Annotated in this window: 11 protein-coding genes; 1 reads left to right on the top strand and 10 read right to left on the bottom strand. The window is 70.2% G+C overall.

Annotated elements, in window-relative coordinates; all coding sequences use genetic code 11:
- Window positions 1-142: 142 nt before the first annotated feature.
- From Q7X29_RS04005 to Q7X29_RS03975, 7 genes are all read right to left on the bottom strand, one after another.
- A complete protein-coding gene (locus Q7X29_RS04005) occupies window positions 143-343 on the bottom strand; it encodes a hypothetical protein (RefSeq protein WP_316573332.1) in 201 nt (66 codons plus the stop codon).
- A gap of 83 nt (window positions 344-426) precedes the next feature.
- Window positions 427-1,287, bottom strand: coding sequence for a DivIVA-like cell division protein Wag31 (gene wag31 / locus Q7X29_RS04000; RefSeq protein ID WP_218721088.1), 861 nt, complete (start codon window positions 1,285-1,287; stop codon window positions 427-429).
- A 60-nt stretch (window positions 1,288-1,347) separates the two neighbouring features.
- Entirely contained in the window at window positions 1,348-1,650 is a 303-nt protein-coding gene (locus Q7X29_RS03995) for a YggT family protein (protein ID WP_019046242.1), read from the bottom strand.
- 89 nt (window positions 1,651-1,739) lie between these two features.
- The gene (locus Q7X29_RS03990; protein WP_218721087.1) at window positions 1,740-2,495 is read right to left on the bottom strand and encodes a cell division protein SepF; all 756 of its coding nucleotides are present in this window, start codon (window positions 2,493-2,495) and stop codon (window positions 1,740-1,742) included.
- 107 nt (window positions 2,496-2,602) lie between these two features.
- Window positions 2,603-3,346, bottom strand: a complete 744-nt coding sequence (locus Q7X29_RS03985) for a YggS family pyridoxal phosphate-dependent enzyme (protein WP_316573331.1) — start codon at window positions 3,344-3,346, stop codon at window positions 2,603-2,605.
- Window positions 3,343-4,074 (bottom strand): peptidoglycan editing factor PgeF, encoded by a 732-nt coding sequence (gene pgeF / locus Q7X29_RS03980; RefSeq protein ID WP_316573330.1) that lies wholly within the window; start codon window positions 4,072-4,074, stop codon window positions 3,343-3,345. The genes Q7X29_RS03985 and pgeF overlap by 4 nt, the downstream gene beginning before the upstream one ends.
- Before the next feature lie 102 nt (window positions 4,075-4,176).
- A complete protein-coding gene (locus Q7X29_RS03975) occupies window positions 4,177-7,350 on the bottom strand; it encodes a helix-turn-helix transcriptional regulator (RefSeq protein WP_316573329.1) in 3,174 nt (1,057 codons plus the stop codon).
- A gap of 162 nt (window positions 7,351-7,512) precedes the next feature.
- On the opposite strand from Q7X29_RS03975, the gene Q7X29_RS03970 reads away from it, so the two are divergent.
- Complete coding sequence (locus Q7X29_RS03970) at window positions 7,513-8,058, top strand: LppU/SCO3897 family protein (protein WP_218715999.1); 546 nt, start codon at window positions 7,513-7,515, stop codon at window positions 8,056-8,058.
- A 61-nt stretch (window positions 8,059-8,119) separates the two neighbouring features.
- Here Q7X29_RS03970 and ftsZ read toward each other — a convergent pair whose 3' ends face one another.
- The 3 genes from ftsZ to murC all read right to left on the bottom strand — a co-directional run bounded on the left by ftsZ (window position 8,120) and on the right by murC (window position 11,662).
- Window positions 8,120-9,373: a cell division protein FtsZ gene (gene ftsZ, locus Q7X29_RS03965; RefSeq protein ID WP_218716000.1), complete on the bottom strand. Its 1,254-nt coding sequence runs from the start codon at window positions 9,371-9,373 to the stop codon at window positions 8,120-8,122.
- Window positions 9,374-9,533: 160 nt separating this feature from the next.
- Complete coding sequence (locus tag Q7X29_RS03960) at window positions 9,534-10,211, bottom strand: cell division protein FtsQ/DivIB (RefSeq protein ID WP_218716001.1); 678 nt, start codon at window positions 10,209-10,211, stop codon at window positions 9,534-9,536.
- An 8-nt stretch (window positions 10,212-10,219) separates the two neighbouring features.
- On the bottom strand, window positions 10,220-11,662 hold the full coding sequence (murC, locus tag Q7X29_RS03955; RefSeq protein ID WP_316573696.1) for a UDP-N-acetylmuramate--L-alanine ligase: 1,443 nt from the start codon (window positions 11,660-11,662) through the stop codon (window positions 10,220-10,222).
- Window positions 11,663-11,700: the final 38 nt, after the last annotated feature.

Genomic DNA, 11,700 nt, shown 5'->3' with positions numbered 1-11,700 from the left:
GTTGTGTGAGCTGTGACGGGCTCACCCGTTCGGTTCTACTGAGCGCGAGCGCCGTTCTTCCGAAGGCTCCCCGGTGATGGCCGGATCAGTGCCGTGTGTTGTTCGATTCTAACCGGGACCGTCCAGCGGATATTTCGCGCCGTCAGTCCCGCCGGGCGTGTCGGCCAGGTGGGACCGGGTCGTTCTCGGGTTTTCGGGTGGCCAGCGCACTCACCAGCAGAGTGGCGGCACCGACGATACAGATCAGGATGCACCCCCAGGCCCACAGCACCGAACCGGTGGCGAGCGCCGCGACGAGCAAACCGAAACCGATAGCCGCGAGGACGAGCGTCAAGACGAGCATGCTGACTCCCAAGAACCCGAGCAGCCCGACGAAAGCTGGGCGTTTCCCGGGTCACACGGCGCGCCGTGTGACCCGGGTCCAGTTTACTTGCCGCCCTTGGCGAAGGAGGCGGGAGCCAGACTGTTGGCCGAACCGTTGGTTTCGCCGGCGAACTCGCCGCCGTCGACCGGGACGGCCGAGCCGCGGTTCTCCAGCTCCTCCAGCTGCGACTCCAGGTACGACTTCAGTCGCACGCGGTACTCGCGCTCGAAGGTCTTCAGCTGCTCGATGCGGCTCTCCAGCACCGTGCGCTGCTGGGTGATGGTGGCCATGATCTCGGCGTGCTGACGCTCGGCATCGGCGGTCAGGGCCTCGGCCTTGTCCTTGGCCTGACGGATCTGGGTGTCGGAGCGGTTCTGCGCGTCGGCCAGCATCGCGTCGGACTTCTGGCGCGCGTCGGCGATCATCGCCTCGGAGCGGGTACGGGCGTCGCCGACCAGTCGCTCGGAGTTTGCCCGCGCGTTCGAGAGCAGTCCCTCGGCCTCGGTCTTGGCGTCGGTGGTGAGGCGGTCGGCCATCTCCTGCGCCAGGGTGAGGACCTTCGCGGCCTGCATGTTCGCGTCCGGACCGGAGTTGTCACGCACGGGGGCGGCGACCGGCATCGGCGCGGGCGGTGCGGGTGGCACCGGCGGCGCGATCGGTTCCGGCGCCGGCGGCGGGGCCTGTTGGACAGGCGCCTTCACGGCGCTGACCGGCGCGGACGCGCGGTTCTTCTTGGCGTCGGCCAGCTCGGTGTCGAGCTCGGCGACCCGCTGACGCAGGTCGGCGTTCTCCTCGATCAGGCGCGACAGCTCCTGCTCGACGAGATCCAGGAAGGCATCTACCTCGTCCTCGTTGTAGCCGCGCTTACCGATCGGCGGTTTGCTGAACGCGACGTTATGCACATCGGCGGGAGTCAGCGGCATCGAAGGATCCCTTCACGCGTCTTTTGGAGAACTAGCAAGCGGTCTTCTCGATTCAGTATGTCACACGGAGGTCACGGGCTGCCCGAGCCTACCCACGATGGACATCAGGATGAACACCACGAAGAGCAGGACCATTATCGACAGATCGAGCCGAATACCCCCGAGATTCACAGGAGGTATCAACCGCCTCAGGAGTTTCACCGGCGGGTCGGTCACCGTGAAGATGACTTCGAGGATGATCACCACCACACCGGTCGGGCGCCAATCGCGCGCGAAACTGCGAATGAACTCGACGATCACCCGGCTGATCAGCAACAGCCAGAAGATGAAAAGCACCAGGTACAGAACCGCGAACAGGGCCACGTCTTCACTCTGCCGCAAAATCGGCGGCGTGCAAAATGGCCGCGCCGCGCAGTGCGCGGGCGGCCATCACGGTGTTGCGGATGTGGTGTCTATTTCTGGTTGTAGAAGCCGTTTTCGGCGATCCGGCGGCGCTCTTCCGCTGATACGTCGACATCGGCGGGTGAGAGCAGGAACACCTTCGTCGCCACCTTGTCGAACGAACCGCGCAGCGCGAAAGCGAGCCCGGCCGCGAAATCGACCAGCCGTTTCGCATCGGCATTGCTCAGGTCCACCAGGTCCATGATGACCGGGTTGCCCTCGCGGAAACGCTCACCGATGATCCTGGCCTCGCTGTAGTCCCGGGGACGCAGCGTGGTGATCTTGGACAAGGGACCTCCGTCCTCGAAGATCCCAGGCCGCCGCGCGGCGGCAGGCTCGGGGCGCATGCGCTCCTCCAGCCTGCGCTCCTCGGCGTCGGGATCGACCGCGAGCGCTCCACGGGTGGAGCCGCGCATGCCGGGTGCGACACCGCCGGCCCGGAACGAGCGACCAGACGACGGCGCGGTCTCGATCCTGGTCGGGCGACGTGGCGTCTCGTAACGATCGTCGGCGTAGGTGTCGGCGACGTAATCGTCACGACGCGCCTGGTAGGCCGACTTGTAGGCCGGCTGCGGGTAGTCGTCGGCCTCGTCCTCGAAACGGTCGGCGCCGTATCGGTCTTCGGCGTAGCGGTCGTAGCTGCGCGGGCGAGGGCGACCGGCGCGCTCGTCGGCGCCGCGAGGGGCGTGATCGTCGACGTAATCGTCTTCGTACTCGTCGAGCGGAACCATGCCGAAGTACGCCTTGAACTTGTGCAGCGTGCTCATCTGGTCGACCTTCCTTCGGCCCCGGTGGCGGCCGGGTGTTGAAGTTCTTGCTCAGCGCCTCGTCGGCCCAATCGTATGTGTCGAATGTGACTGATGAGGTTTCTTTGCTACGCCGAGGTTATCGGTCGCGCGCCCATCAAGGCGGTACCGACACGCACACACGTCGAACCGTGTTCGACCGCAGATTCCAAATCACCCGACATACCTGCAGAAAGTTCGGTGGCGTCGGCGTGTCGAGTCAGCAGCGAAGTGTGCAAAGTCGCAAGATTCGCAAAGGACGCATCACTGGCGGCGTCAAGGGGCGGAATCGCCATCAGACCGGCCAGATGCAGGCCGGGAGCCTTCGCCACGAGATCGGCCAGGGCGGGCAGATCGGCCGGTGCGACACCCCCGCGCCCGGGGTCGTCGTCCAGGCTCACCTGGAGCAGGACACGCAGGGGCGCGGTACGCTCGCCGGCTGCCATGGCGTCGCGCGCGGCCCGGTCCAGCGCGGTTGCCAGGCGTTCGCTGTCGACCGAGTGCACGGTGTGCGCCCAGCGCGCCACCGCGCGCGCCTTGTTCCGTTGTAAACGGCCGATCATGTGCCATTCGACGTCGTCGTAACCGAGCTCGGCGACCTTGGCCGAGGCCTCCTGCTCGCGCGACTCGCCGAACTCGCGCCTGCCGAGGCGGTAGAGGATGTCGACATCGGCGGAGGGGAAGAACTTCGTCACCGGCAGCAGCCGGACCGAACCGGCCGGTCGGCCCGCGGCGGCCACGGCGGCGTCGATGCGGGCCAGCAGACCGTCGAGCCGGGCCGAGAGTTCCTGGGCGCGGGCGGTCTCCTGGGTGGTCTCGCGCGCTGCGCTCATGCGGTGGGGTCCATCCAGATCACGCCGGCGATGCGGCCGGTCGGCGCGCCGCGGCGGTGGCTGAACAGGGTCCTGTCCTCGATGGTGCAGCGCGGGTCGAGGGCGATCCCGCCGACGCCGGCCTCGGTGAGCTGCCTGCTGATGCCCGCGCGCAGGTCCAGACCAGGGGTTTTGCGGACCGTGGTGGTGGCGCTGCCGGGCAGGTGGGCCTCGACGTCGGCCCGCATCGCGGCCGGGACCTCGTACTGGCGGCCGGAGGCGGCGGGGCCGAGGAAGGCGCCGATCCGTTCGACCCTCGCGCCCACCGACACCATCGCCTCGAGCACCCGCGGCACGATCCCGATCCGGGCGCCGATGCGGCCCGCGTGCACCGCGGCGATGACACCGGCCTCGTCGTCGGAGAGCAGGATCGGCACGCAGTCGGCGGTGAGCACCACCAGGGCCAGGTTCGGCACGGTGGTGACCAGCGCGTCGGTCACCGGAACCGGTTCGGCGCGGGGTCCGTCGACGATCTCGACGTTGCGTCCGTGTACCTGCTCCATCCACACCAGCCGGTCCGGGGTGAGCCCGATGCCCTCGGCCAGCCGAACCCGGTTGCGGCGCACGGCTTCCGGATCGTCGCCGACGTGATCGCCCAGGTTGAACGAGTCGTACGGAGCGGCGGAGAAGCCACCGGCGCGGGTGGTGGTCACCCGGCGGACGGTCACGGTGGTGGGTGCGGAAGTCATGACTTCGAGCGTAGTGCCGTCCGGGCGGGGTGGGTCGCCCGTGGGCGGTGACGTCGGTCAACCTCGGCGCGGTGACATCGTTCGGCCTCGGCGCGGAGCGCGCTACCCCAGTTCGTCGAGCTTGCGGGCGATGCCCGCGCGGCTGGTGAGGCCGAGCTTGCGCAGGACGCGGCCGAGATGGTCCTCGACGGTGCGGGGGCTCAGATAGAGATGGGCGGCGATGTCCTTGTTCGTGTGGCCGTGGGCCGCCAGTTCGGCGACTTCCCGCTCGCGCCTGGTGAGGGAGGTGGGGCTGGGCGAGCGGGATCCGGCCAGGCTGCGCTGGGCCGTGGTGGTCTCGGCCAGCAGTCGCTGGGCGCCCGCGGCGGCGAATACCGCGCGTGCCGAGGCGAACCGGCTGGTCGCCTGGCCGAAGTCGCCGCGGCGGCCCGCGACGATACCCGCGAGCAGTTCGGCCTGCGCGCGGTTGACCACCATTCCGGCGCGGGTGAACGCGGCGATCGCCCGCTCGGCCGATGTTGCCGCGGTGGCGAGATCACCGACGGCGACGGCGTAGTCGGCACCGGCGAGCGCGGCCGCGCCCACCTGGCTACCGAGACCCTCGTCGGTCGGGTGCGACGCGGCGACCGAGTGCGACGCGGCGACGGGGTGCGACGCGGCGACCAGGTGATCCGGGCCCTCGCAGCGCAGCACCTGAGCCGTGCTACCCGGGCTCTCGTCGGTGTGGTGCGCGCCTCGCGATGACGACTGCCGGCTGCCGGAGCCAATGCCGGCGTCGAGGGGCGTCCTCGTCGACTCCGTGTCGCCGGGTTCGGGCGGTAGCTCCGGCGCGGTGGAAACGGCATCGCCCGCAACGGTTTCGCCGGTGGCGGAGGCCGAGGTTCGGTAGCCGGCCGCTGCGGTCGCCCGGGCGACCAGGTCGGCGGCTGTGGTCAGGTCGCCGTCGGCGATCGCGGCATGGGCCGCCCGGGCCAGGTGCGTCGGATGCAGGGGGCCGGGGCGGGTGTCGGGGGCCAGGGCGGTCGGGGTCGAAGCGTCAGGGACCACCGGGGCGTCGGGCTCCGGCGCATCCTGGACCAGCGAACCGGCGGCCGGAGCACCCGGGACCGGCGGACCGGGCGCTGAGACTCGACGGGTCGGGGCACCGGGCACCTGGAGGTCCGGTGTCGGAAGGCCGAGCGGGCGGGCGGTTTCGACGAGGGTGGTCTCGACTACCTGGCGCCACCAGCGCATGGCGGGACGTGGCAGGGCCGCGACCGTGTGCCACTGGGTGGTGACCGCGTCGGTGGGGGCGGTGAGCAGCAGGGTGCGGAGCTTGACCGCGCCGGCGAAGGAGAGCAGGTCGGGGTGGTGGAAGGTGGTGGCGGCATCGGTCGCGTCGTCGGCGGCGGCGATCGCGGCGTCGAGTCGGCCGAGTTTGGCCAGCGAGTAGGCGCGGACGGTCTGGAGTTCGGCCAGGGCGTAGCTGCGGCCGAAACGGTGGCTGACGCGGATGGCACGGTCGAGGTGGGCGAGGCCGTCGCGGTCGTGGTCGAGGAAGTAGGCGCACCAGCCCAGGGCGGGAACCGCGTGGACGACCTCGCGGAAGCCGGCGTCGGTGAGCTCGTCGAAGGCATGGTGACAGTCGGGGTAGAGCTCGGCGGCGGTCCGGATCTGACCGTCGGCGACGAACCCGAGGCAACGCAGCGCCGTCGCGGCGGCCCGCACCGCCGGGTCCGCGATCTCGGCGGACTCGAACAGGGCGTTGAGCCGGGCGTGGCCTTCGGCGTCCTGGTGATCCTGCAATTCCAGGATGGCCAGCTCCAGCTGGACCGGACCGTCACCGCGGCGCCGAGGCAGGGTCGCGGCGGTGGCGAGCAGAGTCCTGGCCTCCTCGACCCGGCCGCACATGCGGGCGCACCGGGCCGCCAGCAGCAGCGCTTCCAGCTGATGCGGGCCCGGTGCGGCGGCCGCCGGGGCGAGTGCCGCCGCCGCGCGCTCGCCCGCGCCCGCGAGCAGCAGTGCCCGGCCCAGTGCCACCGCGTCGGCGAGTGGATCGGTGGCCGAGGGGGCGATCCGGTGGGCGAGCGCGAGCCAGCGCGCGGCCGAGGCCGGCGCGTCGGCGAGCACCCGGTCGGCCGCCAGCCGCAGTTCGGCGCCCGCGAGCTCGTCGCGGCCGAGCAGAGCATGCTCGAGCTGCGCGGCCCGCGCGGCCATCGGCGCGTCCCGGGCGCGCAACGCCAGTGCCGCGCGGCGGTGGGCCAGGGCCAGCCAGCCCTGTCCCGCCAGCCGATAGGCGGCGGTGCGGATCAGCGGGTGGACGAAGGTCACCGCGCCATCGATCACCCGGACGACGCCGCGACCGACCAGCCCATCGAGCGCGTCGGCCACCGTCACCGCCGGGAGATCCGCGGTCGCCGACAGCAGTTCGAGGTCGGGCGGCGCGCCACACACGGCGGCGGCCTGCGCGACCGACCGGTCGAGCTCGGGCAGCTGGGCCAGTTCGGCCCGGATCGTGCGATCCAGCGCCGCGTAATCGGTCGAGGTCGGATCCGGGTTCTCCCCGCGCAGCGCCCGCTCCAGTTCCCGGTCGGGCAGGTCGGCCAGGAGCGACAGGTACAGCGGATTGCCCTGGGACGCGTCGAGTAGCCGGGCGCGGCGACGGGGATCCTCCCCCGGGAGCAGCCCGTCGACGTCGATGCCGGTGAACGGCGGCACCCGGACATGGACCGAGCGGACCAGCGGCACCCGCAGCAAACGGGTGAGCGACGGCGGGCAGCCGCCGTCGCGAAACGCGAGAAGCAGCCGGAATCCGCCGACCGGGCGATTGCGGATCAGGAAGGCCAGCAGCCGAACCGATTCCGCGTCGGCCCACTGCGCGTCGTCGACGACCAGCAAGGTCTCGACCGTGCCGAGCGCGCGCCGCATCCGCCGGGCGAGCGCCGTGTCGGCGACCACGTCCGCCGCGGACACCTCGGCGTCGGCCGAGGACCACGCCGCCGGTGGAACGACCGCCGCGCCGCGTGCGCGTTCTTCCTCGGCCGGATCGACGTCATCGAGCTGTTCGGCGAGATCGTCGGCGAGGTAGCGCGGTTGGGTGCGGGCGTCCTCGGCACCGGTGACCGAGAACACCCGGCACGGCGCGGCCTGGGCGAAATGGGCGATCAAGCGGGACTTGCCGATTCCGGCGGGGCCCTCCACCAGCAGCAGCCAGGGGGCGTCGGGGCCGGTGAAGGTCGTGGTCAGGGTGGCCAGTTCGGGGGCTCGGCCGACGAAGGCGCGTTCGATCACCGTCATCACCCTTTCCTGCCCGGTTTGTCCGGGGTGAGCCTAACCCGGGTCACCGACGAGCAAATGCCGTGGTTTCCCGGATGCTCCGCGGGCGGACGTGGGGTTGGGTGGGCGAGGCCGATCACCGCCGAAGGGTCCGCGGTGAGGTTCTTCAGAAAGTAGGTTCGCATGACGTTCACCGGCAAGGGAATGGTTTCGCGGTTCGCGCTCGCACTGCTGGCGGTCACGGCACTCGGTGCCGCGGGCTGCTCGGCCGTGGACAAGGTCACCGAGGTGGCCAAGGACGCGGGCAAGTCCGACACCGCCCGCTCGAAGGTCGGTGACTGCATCAACGTGATCTCGGCGTCGATGATCGACTCCAAGACCGAGCCTGTCCCCTGCTCGGCCGAGACCGCCGTCTACAAGGTCGTGCAGGTGCACGACCAGAAGGTCGAGTGCCACGAGGACTACACCTCCTACGAGGAGACCTTCGGCAGCGGCGGCACCCTCGCGTTCCTGTGTCTCGCCCCGAACTTCAAGGAGGGCAGCTGCTACAACGAGGGCATGATGACCGGCTACAAGTTCGTGCCGTGCACCGCCACCGAGGCCGACTTCAAGGTCGTCTCGCGCATCGACGGTCAGGTCGACGAGCAGCTGTGCGGCGAGGACGCCGACTCGGTCCTGGTGGTCAACGACCCGAAGACCACGTTCTGCCTGGGCAGCGCCAAGGGCTGAGGCCCGCACGACGAGAAGCGCCCGGACTCCGCGGAGTCCGGGCGCTTCTCGTTTGTCCTGGCTATCGGCGCATGAAGATCGGCACTTCGATGTCGTCGTCATCGTCGCCGTCATCGCCCTGGTCGGGGTTGTTGACGCGGTTCATGGCCTGCTCGGTGACCCGCTGACGCTCCGACTCCCGATACCGCTCGGTGTCGCGGTAGCTCGGGGCGCTGGTCCGCCCGCTCGACACCCCGCTGGTGGCGGGTTCGGTCGCGCGGACCGGAGCCTCGCTGCGCGCCTGGCCGACCTCGCCCGCGCGCCCGGCGCCGATCGGGTTGGACCCGACCCGGGTGCTGTGCGATTCGGGCACCGCCCGCCGGGAGGGGCCGCCACCGTCGAAACCGGCCGCGATGACGGTGACGCGCACCTCGTCGCCCAGCGAATCGTCGATAACCGTACCGAAGATGATGTTGGCCTCGATGTGGGCCGCCTCCTGCACCAGCGAGGCCGCCTCGTTGATCTCGAACAGACCGAGATCGGAGCCGCCGGCGATCGAGAGCAGCACGCCGTGCGCGCCGTCCATCGACGCCTCGAGCAGCGGCGAGTTGATCGCCGTCTCCGCGGCCTTCACCGACCGGCCCTCACCGCGCGCCGAGCCGATGCCCATCAGCGCCGAACCGGCGCCGGACATGACGGACTTGACGTCGGCGAAGTCGACGTTGATCAGACCCGGGGTGGTGATCAGGTCGGTGATGCCCTGGACACCGTTGAGGAGCACCTCGTCGGCGGAGCGGAACGCGTCCATCAGGCTCACCGCCGCGTCGCCCAGCTGCAGCAGCCGGTCGTTCGGAATGACGATGAGGGTGTCGCACGACTCGCGAAGCAGGTTGATCCCCACCTCGGCCTGGTTCCCACGCCGCTTGCCCTCGAAAGAGAACGGCCGGGTCACGACACCTATGGTCAGCGCGCCCAGCTTACGGGCGATGCTGGCGACGACGGGCGCGCCACCGGTACCGGTGCCACCGCCCTCGCCCGCGGTGACGAAGACCATGTCGGCGCCCTTGAGCACCTCTTCGATCTCGTCCTTGTGGTCTTCGGCGGCCTTGCGGCCGACTTCCGGATCGGCACCGGCACCGAGGCCGCGAGTCAGCTCGCGGCCGACATCGAGTTTGACGTCGGCATCGCTCATCAGCAGGGCTTGGGCGTCGGTATTGACCGCGATGAACTCGACTCCCTTGAGTCCCTGTTCGATCATTCGGTTGACGGCGTTCACGCCGCCGCCGCCGATACCGACGACCTTGATCACTGCAAGGTAGTTGTGCGGGGGCGTCATGGGCTCTCGCCTTCCTTCGATCTTAAACCCTCAACCTCAACCATAGGGTTGGCGTTATGTCAAGTATCCGACTGCTGCGGAACGCTATTCGCAGCCACTGCGATCCCGGCGCAGGCGCGCCGAGACGAGAGCCAGAATCTTGTGCCACAAAGAGTGTCGCTCACTTTACCGTGACCAGATTCGGACTCGACACGTCGAACACGGTCCCCTCACGGGTCAGCAGCGGCAACACGACGGCAGCTTTGCGCTCGCCGTCGCCCGTGCCGCCCCACACTACCTTCCTACCGTCACGTAGGTTCAATGAGACGTCCGAATTCGACCGTGCGACAACCTCACCCACCTGCACCGACAGGGCGGGTGGCAGCGTGACCAGCACGTCCACCGCCGCCCTGGCCGCCGCGGGCCCGGTGAAGGATCCCTCGGTGAGCAGCTTCGGCACCCCGATCGGCGGCGCGGGCTCGATCGCGAATTCGACGCTCTCGGCATCGATCAGGTGCGCGCCGTCCGGTGATTCGAGGTACACCACCGGTGTTCGTTCCACCACGCTCACCAGCACGGTGGAGGGGAATTTGCGCTGCACCCGCACCGAACGCACCTTCGGAATCGCGGCCACACGCTGGGCGATCGCGGTGGTATCGATGCGCAACATCGAACGGCCGTCCGGGATTTCGAGCCGCGTGCGGACCTCCTCCTCGGAGACCGCGGCCAAGCCGTCGACGCGCACGGTCCGCACCGACAACACCGGGGTGAACCACGCGAGAACGACGAGGACCGTGACCACGAGGACGCCGACCGCCGTCCAGAGCCGGTAGCCGCGCCACCCGCGCGCGGCGGGCATCGGCAATCTCACCGGCCGCCCTGTTGCGGCCGGGCGCGCAAGCCGTCGAGGATCTGGCTGCCGAGCATGGTGACATCGCCGGCGCCCATGGTGATCACCACGTCACCGGGCTGCGCGAGCCCGGCGACCTGCTTGCCCACCTTCGACATATCCGGCTGGTAGTGCACGGGGCTCGTCACCGCCTGCGCCACCAGCGCGCCGTTGACACCGGGCAGCGGCTCCTCGCGCGCGCCGTAGACATCGAGCACGACGACCTCGTCGGCCAGGCTCAGCGCGGTGCCGAACTCGGTGGCGAAGGTGGCGGTGCGGCTGTACAGATGCGGCTGGAACACCACGATCACCCGGCCGCGCCGGGTCCGCGCGCCGTCGCGCGCCTCCTGGGCGACCAGCTGGGCCGCGGCCTCGAGCACGGCGCGCACCTCGGTGGGATGGTGGGCGTAGTCGTCGAAGACGCGAACGCCGTTCTCCCGGCCGGTGAACTGGAACCGGCGGTGTACGCCGCCGAACCCCTCCAGCCCCTGCACGATCTCGTCGATATCGGCGCCGGTGGCCCGGGCGGCGAGCAGCGCGGCGAGCGCGTTGAGCGCCATGTGCCTGCCCGGCACCGACAGCCGCACCGTGCGCGGTGTGCTCTCCCCCGCCAGCTCGAATTCGACGATGCCGCCGACATCGCGCGGCTGCCAATCAATCAGGCGCGCGCCGACCGGCACCGGGGACGCCGACAGGTCGCCGGAGCCGTAGCCCAGGACCGCCACGCCGCGCTCGGCCAGGCGCGGGGCGACCCGATGCGCCAGCGCCAGCGAGCCGGGGTCGTCCAGGCACACCACCAGCAGACCGCCGGGGGCGAGCCGGTCGGCGAAGTCGTCGAAGACCTGGATGTAGGCCTCGTCGGTGCCGAAGAAGTCGAGGTGATCGGATTCGATGTTGGTGACCACGGCGACGTCCGGGTCGTACTGCAGCAGTGAGCCGTCGGACTCGTCGGCCTCGGCGACGAAGATGTCCCCGCTGCCGTGATGGGCGTTGGTGCCCGCCTCGTTGAGCTCGCCGCCGACCGCGAACGACGGGTCGGCGCCGCAGTGCTGTAGCGACACGATCAGCATCGAAGTGGTCGAGGTCTTGCCGTGCGTGCCCGAGACCAGCAGCGTCCTGTGCCCGCGCATCAGCGCGGCGAGCACGGTCGGGCGCAGCAGCACCGGGATCTGGCGCCGATTCGCCTCGACCAGTTCGGGATTGGTCTTCGGGATCGCGGCATAGGTGGTGACGACCACCGTCGGGCCGCCGGGCAGCAGGTCGAGCGCGTCGGCGTCGTGGCCGATACGGACCTGCGCGCCGCGCGCCCGCAGCGACAGCACACCGCGGCTCTCACGGGCATCCGAACCGGAGACCGCGCCACCACGGGCCAGCAGGATCCGGGCGATGCCGGACATGCCCGCGCCGCCGATGCCGACCATGTGCACCCGTTCGAGTTCGGGCGGCAGCGCCGTCGCGA

It is taken from the genome of Nocardia canadensis (genome assembly GCF_032656385.1).
Taxonomy (GTDB): domain Bacteria; phylum Actinomycetota; class Actinomycetes; order Mycobacteriales; family Mycobacteriaceae; genus Nocardia; species Nocardia canadensis.
This window is presented reverse-complemented; position numbering and strand designations above follow the sequence as displayed.